Genomic DNA, 19,983 nt, shown 5'->3' with positions numbered 1-19,983 from the left:
CCATTTTGTACTTGTTGGATATAATTATCTTTGTTCCTTGCTCTTTAATCTTTTCTCTAACTAGTAGCTGTTATTAAGCATTACAGGCATTACTAACATTAAAACATCTTCATTTTCATCGTTAGTTTGTGGAATTAATAAACCAGCTCTGTTTGGGGTAGACAATTCTAAGGTAACTTCTTCGCCACTTAAATTACCAAGCATCTCGATTAAGAAACGAGCATTAAAGCCAATTTCTAAATCTTCACCTTCATATTGGCAACTTAAACGTTCGTGAGCCTCATTTGCAAAATCTAAATCTTCCGAAGAGATATTCAATTCGCTTCCGTTAATTTTCAATCGCACTTGATGTGTAGTTTTATTCGCGAAAATTACAACCCTACGTAAAGTATTTAAGAACAATGCCCTATCAATTACCAATTTATTTGGATTGTTAGCAGGAATTACTGCTTCATAATCTGGATAACGTTCGTCAATTAAACGACATACCAAATTGATGTTTTCGAATTTAAAGAATGCACTAGTTGCATTATAATCAACCGAAACATTTACATCAGAACTTGGTAAAGCCGCTTTCAATAACGTTAATGCTTTTTTAGGGAGGATAAATGATGAAGCTTTATCAGCTTTGCTATCCATTCTGCGGTAACGAACCAATTTATGTGCATCAGTTGCCACAAAAGTAATATGTTGAGGAGAAAGTTGGCAATAAACACCTGTCATTGCTGGTCTTAACTCGTCATTACTTACTGCAAAAATTGTTTTTGTAATTGCTTCTGTTAAAACAGATGCTGGTAAATTTACAGATGATGCATTTTCTACAACTGGAATTTTAGGAAAATCATCTCCGTTTTCACCGCTTAATTTATATTTACCATCACCAGCGCTAATTTCTATTGAAAAGCTATTGTCATCAATATTAAATGAAATTGGTTGATCTGGTAGCGTTTTTAAAGTATCTAATAATATTCTAGATGGAACGGCAACTTTACCTTCTTCTTTAGATTCTACAGCTAACGAGGTGGTCATACTAGTTTGCAAATCTGTAGCAGAAATAGTTAAGTTTCCATCTTTAATTTCGAATAAGAAGTTTTCTAATATAGGCAAAACTGTACTGCTGCTAGATGCACCATTAACAGTCTGCAAATGTTTTAATAACGTGGAAGTTGATACTATAAATCTCATAGTTGTTTTGTATAATCTCAAAAATATAAAAATTACTTCGCATACTTATGCTTACGGTAATAATGTTGAAAAATTGCGAAACATATTAACAATACTAACGGCACAATTGAATTTATCACCTGCCATTTCAACTTTTCTGTACGTAAACGGGCTTTATCTAGTAATCTTACTTTAATTTCTTTATTTCTTAGTGCGATAAGGTTATTGTCATCTGTAAAATAATCTGCAATATTTAGCAACAATGCTTTGTTGCCATAATTCTGCTGTGTATATCTATCTAAGCCCAGTGGAAAAACAGAATTGTCTGTACTACTATATTGATTAGTAAAAATATCTCCATCGCCAATTACAATCATTTTAGTTGGTTTACTAATGCTAGGTACATTATAATTTTCAGTTATTCCCTCTGGTATTGGTCTATTTAAAAATACAGATTTAAAATTCCCTTCTAATAAAATACCTGCAGTTTTTGGGGTACTGGTATATTCTTCTTGCTTTGGTTCTTGTGCCAACATTTGCAAAGAGAGCATTTTAGGCGTTTCGAAGACTTTGTTGTAAGGTGAGGTTTGTAAGATAACCTTTTTAGTTACGTTGGGTACATCAATAATATCTACCGTACTTGCAAACTCTGCTCTAATGCCATCAATATTTTTAACAATCGCGTTAGTGGTATCTGGTGCAAGAATTGGGTAATAAATCCAGGGCGCCAAGTCTATTTGTGCTTGCTGACCGGGATTATTAGTTGCTATAGGTATTGAGGCACAATTAACATCTGTAATTAAGTTATAATTGATTCTAGCTCCATACTCAAAAAGCATATCATCTATATTAAGTTGGTTATTAAAAGCCATCATTTGAGGCTTTTTCTGCAAACTATCTAAACTTGCTGTAACCTGATCTATAGACCAAACTAATTTACCACCTTTCATTACAAAATAATTGATTTTGTATTTTTCAAGCTCTGTGAGTGCAGTTTTTGGCTTAGCAATAAATATTACATCTAAATCATCTAACCCTTGTTTTTTAATGATTTTAAGATCTACCCAGCCCACATAAAAATTTTGGGAAAGCGTATTATTAATGGCATCGTAAAATTGGGGATTTGATGATTCTCCATGTCCTTCGGTAAAGCCTATTTTAGGACTGTAGCCCTTCTCTAATCTTTTAATAGCCGATGTAAATGAATATTCTAAGGTTTGAATGGAACTGGTAATATTTGTTTCATAATCAGTTGCTGGCCCACCTGTTTTTTGAAGCAAATTAACAGCCATTGGTTTACCGTCAATTTCTATAAGTGCCATTGGGAAGATGATTTTTTGCGTTAAACCTGCATCATTTTTAATATTTACCGCAACTGGTCTAATGCCTATTTCTCCCAAATTTTTAATAATAGTATCTTGTTCACTTGCAATAACACCAGCTAAGGGGTCTTCAAAAATGATTTTTACATTGGCACTTGAATACGCTTTATAATCGTTTAATAAATCTTTCGTTGCGTTGCGCAATCTTTTAAAAGCAGCTGGAATTTCCCCATCTAAAAACACTGTGATGGTGATGTCTTTTTCTGTTTTTGTTAAAATTTCTTTTGATTTCTGATTTAAGGTATAACGTTTTTCTTTGGTAAAATCGAAACGGGTGTAAAAATACTGTGCTAAAACATTTATCAGAATCAACACAATTAAAAACACAAGAATTTTTAGGTAATTCTTCTTTTTTAGTCCTTGGCCTTTAGTCTTTAATCTTTCAGCTTTATTCTGAACACCTACCATTTCCTACCTCCTATAGCTAGTTTGGTAAAACCAAAAAACACCAACACAAAAGTGATGAAATAGACAAGATCTCTGGTATCAAGCACCCCTCTGCTTATAGATTGATAATGTTCATTAATTCCGAAATTAACTAATACACTGCCCAAAGCCTGGAGTTCGAATATTTTGCTGATTGAGTCGAAACCACTAAAAGTAAAAAAACAAAGAAACACCGCTACTGCAAATGCAATAACCTGATTTTTCGTGATAGAGGATGAAAAAATGCCTATAGCTGAAAATGCATTCCCCAATAAGAATAAGCCTAAATAGGAGCCTATAACTGCACCAGTATCTATATTTCCTTTGGGTAAGCCTAGTTCAGAAATGCTATAATAATAAACCAAAGTAGGGATTAAAGCAAAAACCATTAAAACAACACATGCTAAATATTTGGCCAATATAATTTGGGTATCGCTTAAGGGCCTTGTTGCTAAAAGCACATAGGTGCCTTCTCTTCTTTCTTCTGCAAATGAACGCATGGTAATTGCAGGAATTAAAAACATAAAAAGGAAGGGAACTAAACTAAAAAAGCCATTTAGCTCTGCATAACCATAATCTAATATCGAAGTATCTGGAAAAACCCAAAGCAACATGGCGCAAGCCAATAAAAATACACCAATGGTGATATAGGCCATTAATGAATTTAAAAAACTGAATAATTCTCTTTTAAAAACTGCGTACATGCAAGGCGATTAATGACGCCGAAGTTATGCAATATCTCCTAAAACAAAAAAGTCTCAACACAATTGTTGAGACTTTTAATTAAAGACTTTAGGATTAAAAAGTAAAGCCTAGGCCAACAGAAAAAACTTTGTTCTTAAACTTCATATCAAAATCTTGCTGATCTGGAACTACACTACTTAAAAAAAACCTCAGCAAATTGCTGAGGTTTTTTTATTATTTGATATTAAATTGTAACCTACAAACCAAATGCCCAAGCAGCACGTAAGCCAACAAATGAACTAGAACCATTGTTAGACCAAGTTTCATAACGTAAGCCGAAATCTAAGCTAGATTTATCTGAAACTGAGAAAGAAGCACCTAAGCCCGGAGCAAATGCAAATGCCGTACCACCACCATTTTCGGTAGAAATTGTAGCACCTACCTCACCTGCACCATAAAAGTTACCACCAAAATAATATTTAGCACCAGCTTTTAAAGGAATAAAACCTAAGCTAAGACTAGGTCCACTACCAGTATAAGTAAGTGCTGTATAACCAGCAGAACCAGTTAAGTTTAAAGATTTTGCTACTGGGTGCTCATACTGCAATGAACCACCAACATATAACCAGTCTTTTGATCCACTTTCAGTAGGCAAACCAACTTCACCACCAATACTTAATTTTCTAACTGCACCTTCTGTTTGTGCACTTGCTGCAAATCCTAAACCTGCAACTAATGCTAATGATAATAATAATTTTTTCATGTGTTTTTTGTTAATTTATATTTGTTAATACTGCTGCTTAAGACACAACAACTAAGCCAGTAGTTACAGTAAATCGTCACTAAATTGACAACTTTTAGGAATGAAAAGTTAATTAAATGAATTTCAACCAGTTAATTTTCTAAATATTTCTTCTAGAGAATTTGATTTGTATTGATTTTTAAGACTGGAAATTGTGTCATTCGCGACAATTTTTCCATTATTAATGATGATAACTTCATCACAAATTGCCTCTACTTCTTGCATAATATGGGTAGAGATAATTACAGTTTTAGCTGCGCCTAAATCTTTTATTAATGCCCTAATGTCAGTCAATTGATTAGGGTCTAGGCCAGAAGTTGGTTCATCTAATATTAAAACTGAGGGATGATGGATAATTGCTTGAGCTAAACCAACACGTTGCTTGTAACCTTTAGAAAGCATCCCGATTTTTTTATGTTGCTCTGGCGTTAATCCAACCTGTTTAATCACATCCTCAACCCTATGTGATAAATTTGCAATGTGATAGGTTTCTCCTACAAAACTTAAAAACTCACGAACGTACATGTCATTATACAAAGGCGTATTTTCTGGCAAATAGCCAATTAGCTCTTTTACTGCCAAATTTTCAGTCAAAATACTTTTACCACAGATCTCCGCATCTCCAGAAGTAGGCGCTAAATAGCCAGTAAGCATTTTCATGGTGGTAGACTTACCTGCCCCATTTGGCCCAAGAAAGCCTAAGATTTTGCCAGGTCTAGCTTCAAAGCTAATAGCATCAACTGCTTTTTGCTGACCATAATGTTTTGATAGGCTTTTTACTTTGATACTCATTGCTTCAAAAATAGGAAAAATGATGGATTGTTTGAGTGCTCAATTGTTGAATTGCTAGATTGTCAGTTAACCATTTAATAGCTGCTCTGCCCTTGCCTCCTAAACCCGACTTAGCGAAAATACTTTTTTGTTTTTTTACCAACCGTCATACCGAAATGAGGAACGATTGAGGTATCTGTTCGTTTTTAGCACTTAAGTAACAGATTTCTCCCTGCGCTCGAAATGACGAAAAACTAAAAAGATTGCAGCGAGGGCGGGACTGATTTTAGTTTCTTGCAAACAATTGCTTTTCAAAAAACCCAAAATCACCTAAAGGGTACTTGTAGTTTTCAAGGAAGACCTTCTATCTATGCTTTAGTCTTTTGGCTTTAGTCTTTCGGCTTAAAATATTATCTTTGCGCTACTATGGCTAAAACTAACGACGAACAATTTAAAAATGTAATATCACATGCTAAAGAATACGGTTTTGTATTTCAAAGCAGCGAAATATATGACGGTTTAAGTGCTGTTTATGATTACGGACAATTAGGGGCCGAATTAAAAAACAATATTAAAACTTACTGGTGGAAAGCAATGGTGCAAATGCACGAGAATATTGTAGGAATTGATTCTGCAATTTTTATGCATCCTAAAGTATGGAAAGCGAGTGGTCACGTTGATGGTTTTAACGACCCAATGATTGACAATAAAGACTCCAAAAAACGTTATCGTGCAGATCAGCTATTAGAAGATAAAATTGCTCGTTACGAGAAAGATGGCAAAACCGAAAAAGCAGCAAAATTGCAGGCTGACATGGATGCTGCCTTAACTGCAGAAGATTTACCTCGTTTAAAAGTATTAATTGAAGAGCATGAAATTGCTTGTCCAGTTAGCGGCACAAAGAATTGGACTGATGTTCGTCAGTTTAACTTAATGTTTAGCACTCAGTTTGGTGCAATGGCAGAGGGAAGTGATGAGGTTTACCTTCGTCCGGAAACAGCACAGGGTATTTTCGTTAACTTTTTGAATGTGCAAAAATCTGGAAGAATGAAAATTCCATTCGGAATTGCACAAATTGGTAAAGCATTTAGAAATGAAGTAATTGCCCGTCAGTTCATTATGCGTATGCGTGAATTTGAACAGATGGAGATGCAATTTTTTGTTCGCCCCGGTGAAGATAAAAAATGGTTTGCCTATTGGAAAGAGGCTCGTTTAAAATGGCACCAAGCCTTAGGAACTGCACCAGAAAAATATCGTTTCCATGACCATGTTAAATTAGCGCATTATGCAAATGCAGCTACAGATATCGAATTCGAGTTTCCATTTGGATTTAAAGAAGTAGAGGGAATTCACAGTAGAACTGATTTCGATTTAACACAACACCAAGAATATTCTGGCAAGAAAATGCAATATTTTGATAACGATTTAAATGAGGAAGGCAAGCCTTATGGCAATTACGTTCCTTATGTTATCGAAACTTCAATTGGTTTAGATCGTATGTTTTTGTTAACGATGATCAATGCCTTTGAAGAGGAAGATTTAAGCACCCCAGAAAAACAAGACAGTAGAACATTGTTGCGTTTACATCCAGCTTTGGCACCAATTAAAGTCGCTATTTTCCCATTAACTAAAAAAGACGGCCTGCCAGAAAAAGCTCGTGAAATTATGGATCATTTGAAATTTGATTTCAACTGTGTGTATGAAGAGAAAGATGCAATTGGTAAACGTTATCGCCGTATGGATGCGATTGGCACACCTTTCTGTGTTACAGTAGATCACCAAACTCTAGAGGATAACACAGTTACTATTCGTCATCGTGATACAATGGAGCAGCAAAGAATTGAGATCAAAGAATTGCATACCATTATTGAGGGTAAAGTAAGTTGGAGAAATTTATTAACTTAGTATATCTTTATAAAAATGAAAAAATTACACGCTCTCTTCTTATTTCTTACTGTTTTATGTTTGGGCTTTAATTCTTGCCAAAAAGATATCGTATTTGTAGAAGGTTCTGGCCCTGGTGGCACTAAACCAACAACATACACTACGAAGATGAGCGCAAAAGTTGATGGTGTTTTAGTAGAGTGCGAATTTGCTTATGCACAACCATTCACAAATCAAGATGGAACAAAAGACATCGACATTAACGGATTAAAAAACCCACAAGGATTTATTCTTAGTTTTCAAGATTTTAAAGGTGTGGGGACTTATAATGCTGCCGATTTAATTTCTAGCGGTACTTATATAGCAGGTATAACCAATCCTTATGCTGATGCTTATTATGCTGAAACTGGAACAATAAAGATAACAACATACAATAGCAAAGTGATTATTGGCACCTTTGAGTTTAAAGCAGTTAATACCGATGGGGCTGTTAAAACCATTACCGAAGGGCAATTTGTAATTACCCTAGAGCCAATTCCGGGACCTACACCAGGCCAAGGCACTTCCAATATGAGTGCAAAAGTTGATGGCACGAGTACCAACTTTGTTGGGCAAGCAGGCTTAGTTAAAAGCGCAGCACTAGGAAATATGATGACAATTGTTGGTACAAATGGTGTTAAAGCTTTAACCGTAATCATTTACAATTATAAAGGAAATGGCACTTATGACATTGATATTGATGCCCAAGGTAGCTATAATGAAGATCAATCTCAAACTGGCTCGTATGCCTCAGAAACTGGGGTAAAAACCGGAAAGTTAATTATAACTAGCTCTAGCACTACTACTGTTAAAGGGACATTTGAATTTGTTGCCCCAAATATGGATACCTTTCTAAGTACAAAGAAAACGATTACTGAAGGTAAGTTTGACTTAAGTTATACGACTATAACAATGTAATTGTTTGGCAAAGGAATAGAAAAGCCAGCTTAAATTAAGCTGGCTTTTTCATATAATCTCATCCAAAGCATCATCAGATCTGCCAATTACAGCAAAATCATCTCTTACAATAATTGGTCTTTGAATTAATATAGGATAATTATGCATTACATTAATCCACCCGTCATCAGTTAAAGATTTACCTTTAAATTTTTCGATGTAAATTGCTTAATTAGTTCTGATTAAATCGTGTGGTTTGATATGTAACTTCACAATAATTTCTTTCAATTGTTCAATACTTGGCACATCTTCCAAGTAATTAATTATCTCAAAAGGCTCATTATTTTTTGTTAATGCAGCTAAAGCAATTCGACTTTTAGTGCAGCTGCTGTTATGATAGATTGTAATCATATTTTAATTTTTCCCATACCAGTCGTGCTGTTCTATCCTAGTAATTTCTGGTTTTCCTATTTCAGTTAATATCCTACGAGCTCCAACAAGTGTAGTGCTTTGTCCACTGTCATAATTTGGTGCGGTAGCTATCATACTGCTAATTTTTACCATTCCAGCACTTTGAATAAACTCTCCATTACCCATATAAATTGCCGTATGCGAAACCCTACCTCCATTTATACCTCTACGTTTAGCTGCAGAGAAAAACAATAAATCTCCAGGCAGTAGGTTTTTTAAACACTTGGTTACACTAATGCTGTCATTTTCTAATACATCAATGGCTGTACCTATTAAAGCTTGCTGAGAGGCATCTCTCGGAATAACAATTCCATTTAAAAAGTATGCAGTTTTGGTAAAGCCACTACAATCTACCCCTTTAATAGAGGTACCTCCCCATAAATAAGGAACGCCTAATAAGGTTTGGGCAGTTTTTAAAATGGCATTAGCATTGGGGTTAACTCTTTTAATCCAGTCTTTATAAAGTTTTAATTGCGAAGTTTGTACATAAGCCACTCTCCCATCTGGATAGCCAACTTTACTAAAGGCCCTTCCCCACGCTAACAATTGCAGAATATTACCGTTAACCAAATCAGAAACCCTCATTCCATCTATCTTTGGCGAAGTGAAACTATGTCCATAATCTGCTGTAAAAACTACCTTTTCAGATTTTTGCCAAGCTTCATAAGCATCTTTGTTCATTGGTTTAATGGCACTCCCATCAGTCCAAGAAAGATATCCATCGGGGGTTTTAACCAAATAAAATCCACCTTGTTTTTTTAAAATTCTAATGGGTGTACCCAAAAGCATTTGCGTCATCAGCTCTGCGGCATTCTGTGGATTTGCTCTATTGTTACTTACAGAAAGATTTGAAACTCCGTATTCTAGTCCGTTTAAAGACTTGGCTGGCAATAATGTAGCTGTAAATTTCACATTTGCCATAGTTGGTTTAACTTTATCAAACTCACTCAATACCTCTTGAGAAGTGCTTTCAAGTTTTACAGAATCTCCTCTAATCTGCATGTTAAAATAGATCGCACGTTTATCAGGCGCAAATTTCTTTTGGATATTTGTAGCCTGCATTCTATAAGCAGAGGTGTCGGATTGTGCGTTTGCAATAAAAACACAAACAGTTAAAATAAGAGTTAAGTATAAATTTCTCATCACAGAACTAAGTTACAATAAATAGAATTATCTACATATTTCGTAACTGGCAACTTACATTCTTTTACCACTTTGTATTTTTAAGGAACCTAAGTCCATCATAAATTTATCATTTACAAATCCATTTACTCTCTTAGGCATGCTTAGGTGCCTTAGGTGGTGAATTAATTAACAACAAATCCGTAAATTGCGAACTTTTATAAAATAAATGGACCAAACACGTAAAAGAGAACAATCAATTTATATAGTATTAGCTTATCGCTTTTTAGTTTTATTGGTCTTGTACACACTTTGCAGACTTGGCTTTTACCTATCTAATTTATCTCTTTTTAACCATATCAGTTTTTCAGAATTACTTTATATTTTTTTAGGCGGAATAAAATTTGATATCGTTGCATTACTCTACCTCAACTTGCTTTTTATCGTACTTCAAGCAATTCCTTTCCCATTTAGATATCGAATAGGTTATCAAAAATTTTGCAAGTGGCTATTCATCATTACCAATAGCCTTGGCTTTTTAGCAAACTTCGTAGATTTCGCATACTACAAGTATACCCTTAAAAGAACAACAGCAAGTGTATTTTCCCAGTTTAGCAATGAGCAAAATAAATTTAAACTTGCAGTAGATTTTTTAATAGACTTTTGGTTTTTATTAATTCTATTAATGGCTTTCATTTGGCTGTTCATTAAACTTTTTCAATTGGTTCACTTGCAAAAAGCACCAAAATTTACATGGAAAGTTTACTTGGCACATACTTTAGCTTTGGTGTTAATTGCTGGTTTAGCTGTTATTGGGATGCGAGGCGGATGGCGTCACAGTACTAGACCAATAACCATGAGTAATGCGGGCGATTTTGTAGCATCTCCAGGCGATATGAGTTTAGTGCTCAACACACCATTTACCATCATGAAAACGTTAAAGTCGTCTAATTTAAAACCAGTCAATTATTTTAATCAGCAAACATTAGATAGTCTTTACAACCCTATTCATCAGCCAGAAAATAAAGCACCATTTAAAAAACTCAATGTAGTATTCTTAATTATAGAAAGTTTAGGAAAAGAACATATTGGCGGATTAAATAAGGATTTATTAAACGGCACTTACAAAGGCTATACCCCTTTTATCGACAGTTTAGTTGCACAAAGTTTTACTTCATCACATACCTATGCCAACGGACGTAAATCAATTGATGCCTTACCCTCAATTATTTCGGGTATCCCTTCTATTCGCGAACCTTTTGTACTTTCTACCTACTCTGGCAATAAAACTACTAGTATTGCCAAACTATTAGGTGATGAAGGTTATGAAACCGCATTTTTTCATGGTGCTCCCAATGGTTCTATGGGTTTTTCGGCTTACACCAACCTAGCTGGAATTAAAAACTATTATGGCAAAAGCGAATACAATAACGATGCAGATTTTGATGGCATTTGGGGCATTTGGGATGAACCATTTATGCAATACATGGCAAAAACGATCAATACTTTTAAACAACCCTTTTTCTCTGCTTTTTTCTCTGTATCGTCTCACCATCCTTTTAAAGTACCAGAAAAATATATAGGTAAATTTCCAAAAGGTTCACTACCCATACAAGAACCTGTAGGTTATACAGATATGGCAATAAAAAAATTCTTTGCCACTGCTGCCAAAATGCCTTGGTACAAAAACACCTTATTTGTATTGGTTGCAGACCATGCTACAGTATCTTATTTACCAGAATATCAAACCACGCCAGGTTATTTTTCTATTCCAATTTTGTTCTATTATCCGGGTGGCGATTTAAAAGGAAAAACAGACAAATTGATACAACAGACAGACATTATGCCTACTGTTTTAAATTACCTTAATTACAACAAACCATACTTTGCATTTGGCTTTGATGCGTTGAGCAATAAAAACAACAACTTTGTAGTTAATAACAACGATGGTAGTTTTAGCTTTTACCAAGGTGATTATTTGTTGCAAAATAATGGGCTAAAATCTACTGCTTTATTTAATTTAAAAACCGATAGACTAACACAAAAAAACCTAATAGATAAAGAACCTGTAATACAAGCTAATATGGAAAAATACCTCAAAGCATTTATACAGCAGTACAACACCAGAATGATTAAAAACCAGTTAACAGTTAGTAAATAACCGCCATTATTATCCTGAGCTGGGTAAAAAATAACAATAGAGCAATATCACAATTCAACATAATAACAATCTCAACAAACCAACAACACCAATGCGCAAAGCAATATTAGCCTTTATAGATTTTTTCCATCCACCATTTAAAAAATATGTTTCATTGCATAACTTTAGGTATTTAGCTACTGGTGGTAGTACGTTTGTTTTAGGTTACATAGTCTATTATTTATCATTCTATCATCTTTTTAAAACAGACGAAGTAGAGGTATTATTCTTTACGCTAAAACGCGGTACTGCTGCAATGGCTATAGATTTTGCTTTCGTAATTCCTTACAGTTTTATCATGAACCGTTATGTAGTTTTCACACATAGTGAAGTTAGGGGAAGAGTACAATTATTTAGATTCATGAATCTACAGTTCATTAATATATTACTTAATATATCACTTTATAAATTTTTAGCAGACGTACTTTTAATTTACCCAACTGTTGCAAGATTTGCTGTACAAGTTTTATTAGCAGGTTTTAGTTATTTATACCAACACTACTTTACGTTTAGCGTAAAAAAATTGGGAAAGAAAGGTTAGCTTTTTTTAGAAAAGTAGATACACCCATTTTTTGTTATCCTGACGTGTGCCGATTTTACATCGGCAGCCTGTCGAAGGACGCAACAAAAAGATTTTCACTACCATCAGGTTTAAATAACGCAGGTTCTTGCTACTATTTAAGGTTTCTTATCAATGCAAAAACATTATATTCGATTATAAATCTTTGTTGGTCATCCTGACGTGTGCCGATTTTACATCGGCAGTGTATCCATGGGTACAACAAAAAGATTGCTTACCTTCAATTCTTGCAAGAGCTACAAACAACCAAAACAAACATATTATGAAAGAAGAACAAAAATCATTACCAAAATGGATACTCATCGTATCCGGAATTTTTGCATTGCTCGAAATTATGGTCAGCTTTTCATTATGCTTCTCACCACAATCGGTTATGGAAACAGTAGACCTCAACGCAAAAGGTGTTGACTACATTATCTATATGTGGGCTGTTAGACAATTTGCACTTGGTTTTATCTTTGCCTTTGCCACATTTAAAAAATCCATTCCCATGTTAACCATTGCATACATTTTCTTTTTAGTAATGTTTGTGGGCGACTTCTTTATTGGAATTTTACAAAAAGAAAGTTCGCTCATCATTGCTGCTGTAGTTATGTGCATAATCTCTTCAGTATTGATATATGCGATCAATAGAAAAAATAATAAACAGTAAAAAACAAAAAAATGGAAGAACAAAAAAGCCAATCAACAGTGACCAACCATCAAGATGCAGTGCCATTTTATCATGGCACAAAAGCTAAGCTAAAACAAGGAGACTTAATTGAAGTTGGCTTTAATTCAAACTACGGACAAAGAAATAAAGCTAAATACATTTATTTCACCGCTACCCTAGAGGCTGCAACTTGGGGTGCTGAACTTGCCATAGGTGAAGGACAGGAAAGAATTTATATCGTTGAACCCACAGGCCCATTTGAAGACGACCCTAATTTAACAGACAAAAAGTTCCCTGGCAATCCTACAAAATCATACCGCACAAAATCCCCAATTCGAGTTATCGGTGAAGTTACCACTTGGCAAAGCCACTCGCCAGAACAGCTTAAAGCGATGAAAGATCACCTAGAGAAGCTTAAGGAACAAGGCATTGAGGCAATTGAAGACTGAAATAATTTGAAAGAAAATGGGATTTGGATTTAATATACTATTTGTTTTTATCATTATTCCACTAACAGTTTTGCTTCTATTGTGCTGGTTGCTAACAAAGAAGAAAATATTCTACAAAATACTTGGAGCAATCTGGCTTGCAATATTTGGACTTGCATTTATATCTTTAACATTTCAGTTTTTAACAAAGAAAAAAGAACTGAAGAAAAAAGATTATTACGGGCATTACATCATTAATCGCGACTATTTTCCAGGCAAACAAGCCGACTGGCAATATGATAATTTTAGGTTTGAAATTAAGGAAAATGACTCTATCTATTTTTATGTCACTGACAAGCAAAGGATATTAAAAACTTATAGAGGAACCGTCATGACCAGTCAACCCTATAGATCAGAACGTTTAATCATAAATATGGATGATACGACTCACCATATTATGGCAAGCAATCCAACTACCTATCGTAGTGCTTGGAGCTTTTATTTGGTGTTCTATTCACCAAAATTTAACAACGTATATTTCAAAAAAGGAGAATGGAAACTAATTGATAAATAAGTAGAAGAAAAGCCAGCATTTAACATCAATTTGGTAAAGAGGCTTAAGCCCAAGAGCTGTAAGAAGTAAAAGCGGTAAAGAATTTTCTATAAAATGTTAAATTGCAGAGATTAATTTAACTGCAAATCACCAAATAACAAAACCCTATGGGTTATGCTATAGAAGTGCAAAAAACCACATTTGTAGTTATTAAAAAACCTTATGAAGAAAACCATTTTGATAGCCGTCCTATTGGCATTTACATTATTAAACGCTTTTGGGCAAGCTTCGAATGACAAGATTATCTACATTGTAGACTCAATAGCTGTTATCGAAGACCCTGAAGAAGGAAATGAAATATCCCAAAATGATATTGCAGATCTTGTCGTGGTAAAGGATAAAGAGAAACTAAAACGCTTAGGATATGAGCAATTTGACAGTGCCATCTACCTTTTCACAAAGGAGTACAGAAATCGGCCAGACAGTATTAAAATGATTCCCTCTTCAAAACAAATGGAAAGGAAGGATGGCGTTTGGCATTTTCATGGTGCTGCTTTTAATGGCAGAATCATTGATTACTATTATAGCGGTAAAAAACAAGGTGAAGGAACTTTTTTGAATGGAAAAATAAATGGGTATAGGGTTTTATATTTTCAGAATGGAAAAATATCTACAGAGCGAACTTATAAATCAGGAATTGCTCATGGTTTTGAAAAAGAGTTTTATGAAGATGGATCGATAAAGCAAAAAGGTGAATTCGTTGATGGTAAAGAAAATGGTATATGGGAATCATATTTTCCAAACGGACAAGTTAAACTACGTAGCAATTATGATAAAGGGGAAATAAAAGGTAATGCAATAAAATACTATTCAAATGGAAAAATTAAAGAGAGTGTTTTCATTAAGAATGGTAAAGTAACTGAAGACCCAAAGCTTGAAAAACTTACACAGTTAATGACAAGAAGCAACGAAAGTAATAAGGAGGGAGATCTTAAGTCAGCTATTAAATATTGTTCGAAAGTACTGGAACTAGATAGTACCTATGCCGAAGCATATTTTTCGAGAGGGACCATTAAGCTGAACGACTTTCAATTTGACGAAGCTATTGCAGACTTTGATAAGGCCTTACAGCTAGAACCATTTATGGAATTTGCTTTAGCCAATAGAGCTTTTGCAAGAATCAGAAAATACCAATTTGGAAATAGTCGAACACTATCACAAAGTAAGGATATAACAATTTTAGCTTCAAAAGAGAAAGTTTCAATTCCAGAAGCTGAGCAAGCAAAAATTTGTAATGATCTAAAAAAATCAATCTTTTTGGGCAACAAAATTAAAATGATTACTGAAGCCCTAACCGAATATTGTCAAGCCCTCTGAAAACCAAAGACCTAGTTAAACTCTACAAAATAAAAATTACTGGAAATCTCATTTCTAAACATGAAATTGCTTAGAAATTAATTCAATAATAAGCTATGCCAATTCTATAACAATGTCTCAAAATCCAGAACAAATAACATTAACAATTAAGCGAGGACCATTCGATAATAAGCCTAGACAATTGATTTTAGATCCAACATTTATAAGCTTTGAAGACGACGAATCCTCAACTAAAAGCTTAACAAAATTTGAAAAAAACTCAATTACAGCATACAGATTTGGGGTTAAATGGATTAGGGGTTTTGAATTTACCGTTGGGAGAGAGTATCAAATATTTATCCGAAATAATGAGGGTAAAATCTTGAAAATAAATTTCAAAAGCTTTTATGGGAGGAAGAAACAGGAGAATTATGAAAAATACATTAAAATAATAAATACATTATGGGTATTCTATTTCAGTGATATCACAAATAATCTTCTTCAACAATTTAATGAGACAAAAGAGTTTGATATCGGGGCAGTTAAATTTAAAAGAGAGGGTTTAGAAATAAATATTGCTGGATTAATAAAAGAAGAAAAGAAACAAATTCTTTGGGACCAAGTTGCAACAAGAGATTATCAAACCTATTTTGCAATTTATTCTCTTGATGATAAAAGCAAAATAAATAGAACCTATAACTATTTATCTGACTGGAACACAGGTGTTTTATATAGCGCAGTTAGAACAATCTTAAAAATTAGAGATGAAAATAATTAATATTTAAATCCGTAAAGAATAAAAAAATCTAAAAAGAACAAAATAATTAAATGAAAAAAGTCCTTTTATTACTAGCCTTAATTTTAACTTTAAGTTACTGCAACTATACATCTCAACTAACTACAGACGAGGGTCTAACTAAAATTATTGAAGCTAAAATTAATTCAAACCCAAAAGAAATTGATCTTTCTACTATTGATGATTTCGATTATGATAAGCTACTCATTTTAGAACCCTATTCATCTATAGGCCAAATAGAAGACGAATTGCACATACATTTATCAAACATTAATGAAAATAAAATTAAATTATCAGATGGAATTAATTTATTGGTTTTTTTGAAAAATGATAAATCAATTAAGATATCAGAACTAGACAGAAAAAATGGAGATTTTGATACCTATAAAGTTATCATCGACAGAAAAAATGCAATTTTCGAAAAGAATGTAAACAGTAAGATTACATTAAAGAAGAAGAAATAAAATTACTAAAAATGAACATCGAAACACACACCATCAACAACATTAAAATTGCCGAAGTAACATCAGAAGATATTATCATTAACTCTGCAGAAGATGGGCTAGATTTACTAGGTAATCTCTACTATCAAGAGTTCGACAAAATTATCGTTTACGAGAAAAATATAACACCTAACTTCTTTGATTTAAAAACAGGAATAGCCGGAGAGATTCTTCAGAAATTCTCTAATTATCGAATTCCACTAGCCATTATTGGCGATTTTGACAAATATGAAAGCAAAAGCATCAAAGACTTTATTTTTGAAAGTAATAAATCAAAACATATTAACTTTGTAAATACCTTAGCAGATGCTTTACACCAACTTACAACATAACTAAGAAGCTAAATTATGTGTCGTTATGCAATGACTTCTTATAAGCCACATTATGCCTGCTTTAATTGCCGAAAGACATTTAAACGGAGGTTCATGGCCGATATTTATAGAGGTGAAGATACAAAAGTTGAAGCCAAGTGCCCAGAATGTGCTGGTTTAATGGCCAGCATGGGACTGGATTTTGAGTCGCCCAAAAAAGACGACCTAAAAAAATGGGCACACATTAAAACGTTATATTCAGTTGGCATTACTTTTCACTCTTGTGGTTGCACTGGTCCAGGATATATCCCAAATACTACCGAAAAATTAACTGCATACTTTGAAGCTTTAAAAGCTGACTATTTTAAAAATATAACATTTTGGAGAAATAGAATTGAACCCACTACAAGTGCAGAATTAGATCGAGATCATAGCAAAAACTCTCAACAGCTATGGCAAATACCAAAAAGTTATAGAGCAGATAAGAAAAACATTAAAAATGAAGAAGCCATTAAATTTTGGCTAGAAAAAGTAATGGAAGTAGAGGAAAAACTAGCAACACTTAATAAAAACTGACCCCCCCTTTTTTAGGTTAAAACGTGATAATTTCGAAAAAATACCTATATTTAAATCATACCTCCCACCTGGCAAAAACCTGCCAAATCTCAACCTAAATTCACATACCCTTACAGCGACCTTAAGGCGACATTACTGCGACCTTACCGCGACTTGTGTTCTAGAAGACTTCGTACCTAGCTCGTACCTAGTCCCTACCTAGTCCGTGATTGGTTCGTATTTAATTCGTCTTAGCTTCTCGTATCGGTTTATATGCCAAGCCAAAATTCGACATTTCTTCGGTCAAGAGTCGAACAAGACACGACGCAGATACGAACTTGGTAATACGCAGGTACGATCTAGGTAATACGAAAAGATAAAGGATAGCCGAACAAAGGACGATTGAAACCCATCTAATAATCGATTCTTACTACTATTCCCTATGTGCCTATGTGGTAAGTTAAATTGTTTAAAACTTTGAAAAATAAAAGTGATACTCATCATCTTAGCGTAAAAGGGCATTCTTTTTTTGGATTACTAGTTCGAACAAGCTATTTTAGCCATAATCAATATCCACATAACCTATGAGTGATTTTAATGATTTTAATAATCAACAAGTAGCTAAGCTTCCAAAACATTTAAGACAGTTTATAGTTGAGCAAAATTATGAGAAGTATACGCCAGTAGACCAAGCGGTTTGGCGTTATGTAATGCGCCAAAACTATAGCTATTTAAAGCATGTGGCATTTTACCCTTACATCAAGGGTTTACAAAGAGCAGGATTAAGCATAGAATATATTCCTGATTTGCAGTCTATGAATGATAATCTTGGCAAAATTGGCTGGGGCGCGGTAACTGTTGATGGTTTTATTCCACCAGCTGCATTTATGGAATACCAAGCTTACCGAGTTTTGGTAATTGCTGCAGATATCCGCCAGATTAATCACATTGAATATACTCCTGCTCCAGATATTATTCATGAAAGCGCTGGTCATGCTCCAATTATTGCAGATACAGATTACAACAATTACTTAAGCTATTTTGGCTCTATTGGTGCTAAAGCAATGTTTTCTAGCAAAGATTTCGAATTGTATGAAGCCATTCGTAAACTCTCTATTTTAAAAGAAGCTTATGGTGTTGATGAGCAAGAAATTGCAGTAGCTGAAAAGAATTTAAGACATATAGCCGACAACATGGGCGAACCATCTGAAATGGCCTTATTAGGACGTTTACATTGGTGGACTGTAGAATATGGCTTAATTGGCACTTTAGAAAATCCTAAAATTTATGGTGCTGCATTGCTTTCTTCTATAGGTGAAAGTGCAACCTGTATGAATGCAGATGTTAAAAAGATTTGGTACGATTTAAATACAATAAATTATCAATACGATATTACCCAGCAACAACCTCAATTATTTGTAACGGAAAATTTCCAGAATTTAATTGATGTTCTAGAAACATTTGCAGATACAATGGCCTTTAGACGTGGAGGAACAGAGAGTATTTTAAAAGCGATTGAATGTAAAAACCCTAGTACCGCAGTTTATAGTTCTGGATTGCAGGTTACAGGTATTTTTACCGATGTTGGCATGAACAATAAAGATGAATTAACTTTCATTAAAACTACAGGTCTTTCTGCTTTAGCTCATGATGGCAAACAGTTAGCTGGACATGGAAAAGATTACCATAAGGATGGATTTTCTTCGCCTGTTGGCAAATTAAAAGGAATTGAAAAACCATTTGAAGAGCACAATTTAATTGAGCTTGAGTTAATGGGAATTATTGAAGGAAAGCATGTTGAACTTAATTTTGAAAGTGGCATTACTGTTAATGGACTAGTTAAAGACATTTTAATTAGAGACAGTAAAGTAATTCTGATTGCTTTTGAAGATTGTACGGTTAAAGAAGGCAATGGAAATGTGCTATTTATGCCAGAATGGGGTATTTATGACATGGCAATTGGCGAAAAAATAGTTTCTGTATTTAATGGTGCTGCAGACAAGGATGCTTATGAAGAAATTCCATTAATTAGCCATGAGCAAACTCATAAAACTGTGTACGATGAAAAAACACAACAGTTACATGTATTATACCAAAAAGTACGTTCAGCGAGAGAAAATGAAAAGGGTTATGAAGAACTACCAACCATATTTAATGAGTTAAAAACTAACCATAGAACAGATTGGCTTTGTGCTTTAGAAATTTTAGAAATTGTATACCACAGAAACTTAGGTGATGGTTTTGAGAAAGAATTACGCATATACCTTGAAATGAAGGCGGCAACCATAGCAGACCATACCAAATTAATTAATGATGGACTACATGTAATTGCCAATCCGGTAACACAATTAATTACAGAAGAAGATTAAGAACGTTTTAAGTTGTAAGTTTTACGTTATTAGTAAAA

Annotated in this window: 20 protein-coding genes; 13 read left to right on the top strand and 7 right to left on the bottom strand. The window is 34.0% G+C overall.

The genetic code is table 11. The features are described from left to right. Positions 1–60: 60 nt before the first annotated feature. The 5 genes from dnaN to FA048_RS14150 form a co-directional block, all read right to left on the bottom strand. The gene (dnaN, locus tag FA048_RS14170) at positions 61–1,185 is read right to left on the bottom strand and encodes a DNA polymerase III subunit beta (RefSeq protein ID WP_136842209.1); all 1,125 of its coding nucleotides are present in this window, start codon (positions 1,183–1,185) and stop codon (positions 61–63) included. 32 nt (positions 1,186–1,217) lie between these two features. Then, complete coding sequence (gldG, locus tag FA048_RS14165; protein WP_136842207.1) at positions 1,218–2,954, bottom strand: gliding motility-associated ABC transporter substrate-binding protein GldG; 1,737 nt, start codon at positions 2,952–2,954, stop codon at positions 1,218–1,220. Next, positions 2,948–3,676 carry a gliding motility-associated ABC transporter permease subunit GldF gene (gldF, locus tag FA048_RS14160; RefSeq protein ID WP_136842205.1) on the bottom strand — a complete coding sequence of 243 codons (729 nt, stop codon included), beginning with the start codon at positions 3,674–3,676 and terminating at the stop codon, positions 2,948–2,950. Before gldF ends, gldG begins: the two co-directional genes overlap by 7 nt. Positions 3,677–3,912: 236 nt before the next feature. Next, on the bottom strand, positions 3,913–4,419 hold the full coding sequence (locus tag FA048_RS14155; protein ID WP_136842203.1) for an acyloxyacyl hydrolase: 507 nt from the start codon (positions 4,417–4,419) through the stop codon (positions 3,913–3,915). 123 nt (positions 4,420–4,542) lie between these two features. Continuing rightward, positions 4,543–5,250, bottom strand: a complete 708-nt coding sequence (locus FA048_RS14150) for an ATP-binding cassette domain-containing protein (protein ID WP_136842201.1) — start codon at positions 5,248–5,250, stop codon at positions 4,543–4,545. A gap of 405 nt (positions 5,251–5,655) precedes the next feature. On the opposite strand from FA048_RS14150, the gene FA048_RS14145 reads away from it, so the two are divergent. Continuing rightward, positions 5,656–7,134 carry a glycine--tRNA ligase gene (locus tag FA048_RS14145; protein ID WP_136842198.1) on the top strand — a complete coding sequence of 493 codons (1,479 nt, stop codon included), beginning with the start codon at positions 5,656–5,658 and terminating at the stop codon, positions 7,132–7,134. A 15-nt stretch (positions 7,135–7,149) separates the two neighbouring features. Then, positions 7,150–8,070, top strand: coding sequence for a DUF6252 family protein (locus FA048_RS14140; RefSeq protein WP_136842196.1), 921 nt, complete (start codon positions 7,150–7,152; stop codon positions 8,068–8,070). Positions 8,071–8,118: 48 nt separating this feature from the next. On the opposite strand, the gene FA048_RS20115 is transcribed toward FA048_RS14140, so the two are convergent. After that, positions 8,119–8,268 carry an ArsC/Spx/MgsR family protein gene (locus tag FA048_RS20115; protein WP_225872551.1) on the bottom strand — a complete coding sequence of 50 codons (150 nt, stop codon included), beginning with the start codon at positions 8,266–8,268 and terminating at the stop codon, positions 8,119–8,121. Positions 8,269–8,463: 195 nt separating this feature from the next. After that, on the bottom strand, positions 8,464–9,663 hold the full coding sequence (locus FA048_RS14125; RefSeq protein ID WP_136842191.1) for a C40 family peptidase: 1,200 nt from the start codon (positions 9,661–9,663) through the stop codon (positions 8,464–8,466). A gap of 208 nt (positions 9,664–9,871) precedes the next feature. Here FA048_RS14125 and FA048_RS14120 point away from each other — a divergent pair, with 208 nt between their 5' ends. The 11 genes from FA048_RS14120 (at position 9,872) to FA048_RS14070 (ending at position 19,945) form a co-directional block, all read left to right on the top strand. Beyond that, a complete protein-coding gene (locus FA048_RS14120) occupies positions 9,872–11,803 on the top strand; it encodes an LTA synthase family protein (protein ID WP_136842189.1) in 1,932 nt (643 codons plus the stop codon). Positions 11,804–11,894: 91 nt separating this feature from the next. Further along, complete coding sequence (locus FA048_RS14115) at positions 11,895–12,383, top strand: GtrA family protein (RefSeq protein ID WP_136842187.1); 489 nt, start codon at positions 11,895–11,897, stop codon at positions 12,381–12,383. A 301-nt stretch (positions 12,384–12,684) separates the two neighbouring features. Beyond that, positions 12,685–13,074 carry a hypothetical protein gene (locus FA048_RS14110; RefSeq protein WP_136842184.1) on the top strand — a complete coding sequence of 130 codons (390 nt, stop codon included), beginning with the start codon at positions 12,685–12,687 and terminating at the stop codon, positions 13,072–13,074. Between the two features lie 11 nt (positions 13,075–13,085). Next, the gene (arr, locus tag FA048_RS14105) at positions 13,086–13,523 is read left to right on the top strand and encodes an NAD(+)--rifampin ADP-ribosyltransferase (protein WP_136842182.1); all 438 of its coding nucleotides are present in this window, start codon (positions 13,086–13,088) and stop codon (positions 13,521–13,523) included. A 16-nt stretch (positions 13,524–13,539) separates the two neighbouring features. Next, the gene (locus tag FA048_RS14100) at positions 13,540–14,076 is read left to right on the top strand and encodes a hypothetical protein (protein ID WP_136842180.1); all 537 of its coding nucleotides are present in this window, start codon (positions 13,540–13,542) and stop codon (positions 14,074–14,076) included. Between the two features lie 201 nt (positions 14,077–14,277). Then, complete coding sequence (locus FA048_RS14095; RefSeq protein ID WP_136842178.1) at positions 14,278–15,432, top strand: toxin-antitoxin system YwqK family antitoxin; 1,155 nt, start codon at positions 14,278–14,280, stop codon at positions 15,430–15,432. A gap of 112 nt (positions 15,433–15,544) precedes the next feature. Then, positions 15,545–16,189 (top strand): hypothetical protein, encoded by a 645-nt coding sequence (locus FA048_RS14090; protein WP_136842176.1) that lies wholly within the window; start codon positions 15,545–15,547, stop codon positions 16,187–16,189. A gap of 50 nt (positions 16,190–16,239) precedes the next feature. Further along, complete coding sequence (locus FA048_RS14085) at positions 16,240–16,671, top strand: hypothetical protein (RefSeq protein ID WP_136842174.1); 432 nt, start codon at positions 16,240–16,242, stop codon at positions 16,669–16,671. A gap of 11 nt (positions 16,672–16,682) precedes the next feature. After that, positions 16,683–17,042, top strand: coding sequence for a DUF4180 domain-containing protein (locus FA048_RS14080; RefSeq protein WP_136842172.1), 360 nt, complete (start codon positions 16,683–16,685; stop codon positions 17,040–17,042). Positions 17,043–17,135: 93 nt separating this feature from the next. Then, positions 17,136–17,597: a hypothetical protein gene (locus FA048_RS14075; protein WP_205943491.1), complete on the top strand. Its 462-nt coding sequence runs from the start codon at positions 17,136–17,138 to the stop codon at positions 17,595–17,597. Between the two features lie 563 nt (positions 17,598–18,160). Then, positions 18,161–19,945, top strand: coding sequence for an aromatic amino acid hydroxylase (locus tag FA048_RS14070; protein WP_136842166.1), 1,785 nt, complete (start codon positions 18,161–18,163; stop codon positions 19,943–19,945). Positions 19,946–19,983 lie beyond the last annotated feature (38 nt).

The sequence above is a fragment of the Pedobacter polaris genome, from assembly GCF_005116505.1.
Classification (GTDB): Bacteria; Bacteroidota; Bacteroidia; order Sphingobacteriales; family Sphingobacteriaceae; genus Pedobacter; species Pedobacter polaris.
This window is presented reverse-complemented; position numbering and strand designations above follow the sequence as displayed.

Excerpts from the sequence above, each read along its gene's own strand:
- dnaN (WP_136842209.1), bottom strand. The coding sequence starts at position 1,185 with ATGAGATTTATAGTATCAACTTCCACGTTATTAAAACATTTGCAGACT.
- gldG (WP_136842207.1), bottom strand. The coding sequence starts at position 2,954 with ATGGTAGGTGTTCAGAATAAAGCTGAAAGATTAAAGACTAAAGGCCAA.
- gldF (WP_136842205.1), bottom strand. The coding sequence starts at position 3,676 with ATGTACGCAGTTTTTAAAAGAGAATTATTCAGTTTTTTAAATTCATTA.
- FA048_RS14155 (WP_136842203.1), bottom strand. The coding sequence starts at position 4,419 with ATGAAAAAATTATTATTATCATTAGCATTAGTTGCAGGTTTAGGATTT.
- FA048_RS14150 (WP_136842201.1), bottom strand. The coding sequence starts at position 5,250 with ATGAGTATCAAAGTAAAAAGCCTATCAAAACATTATGGTCAGCAAAAA.
- FA048_RS14145 (WP_136842198.1), top strand. The coding sequence starts at position 5,656 with ATGGCTAAAACTAACGACGAACAATTTAAAAATGTAATATCACATGCT.
- FA048_RS14140 (WP_136842196.1), top strand. The coding sequence starts at position 7,150 with ATGAAAAAATTACACGCTCTCTTCTTATTTCTTACTGTTTTATGTTTG.
- FA048_RS14125 (WP_136842191.1), bottom strand. The coding sequence starts at position 9,663 with ATGAGAAATTTATACTTAACTCTTATTTTAACTGTTTGTGTTTTTATT.
- FA048_RS14120 (WP_136842189.1), top strand. The coding sequence starts at position 9,872 with ATGGACCAAACACGTAAAAGAGAACAATCAATTTATATAGTATTAGCT.
- FA048_RS14115 (WP_136842187.1), top strand. The coding sequence starts at position 11,895 with ATGCGCAAAGCAATATTAGCCTTTATAGATTTTTTCCATCCACCATTT.
- FA048_RS14110 (WP_136842184.1), top strand. The coding sequence starts at position 12,685 with ATGAAAGAAGAACAAAAATCATTACCAAAATGGATACTCATCGTATCC.
- arr (WP_136842182.1), top strand. The coding sequence starts at position 13,086 with ATGGAAGAACAAAAAAGCCAATCAACAGTGACCAACCATCAAGATGCA.
- FA048_RS14100 (WP_136842180.1), top strand. The coding sequence starts at position 13,540 with ATGGGATTTGGATTTAATATACTATTTGTTTTTATCATTATTCCACTA.
- FA048_RS14095 (WP_136842178.1), top strand. The coding sequence starts at position 14,278 with ATGAAGAAAACCATTTTGATAGCCGTCCTATTGGCATTTACATTATTA.
- FA048_RS14090 (WP_136842176.1), top strand. The coding sequence starts at position 15,545 with ATGTCTCAAAATCCAGAACAAATAACATTAACAATTAAGCGAGGACCA.
- FA048_RS14085 (WP_136842174.1), top strand. The coding sequence starts at position 16,240 with ATGAAAAAAGTCCTTTTATTACTAGCCTTAATTTTAACTTTAAGTTAC.
- FA048_RS14080 (WP_136842172.1), top strand. The coding sequence starts at position 16,683 with ATGAACATCGAAACACACACCATCAACAACATTAAAATTGCCGAAGTA.
- FA048_RS14075 (WP_205943491.1), top strand. The coding sequence starts at position 17,136 with ATGGCCGATATTTATAGAGGTGAAGATACAAAAGTTGAAGCCAAGTGC.
- FA048_RS14070 (WP_136842166.1), top strand. The coding sequence starts at position 18,161 with ATGAGTGATTTTAATGATTTTAATAATCAACAAGTAGCTAAGCTTCCA.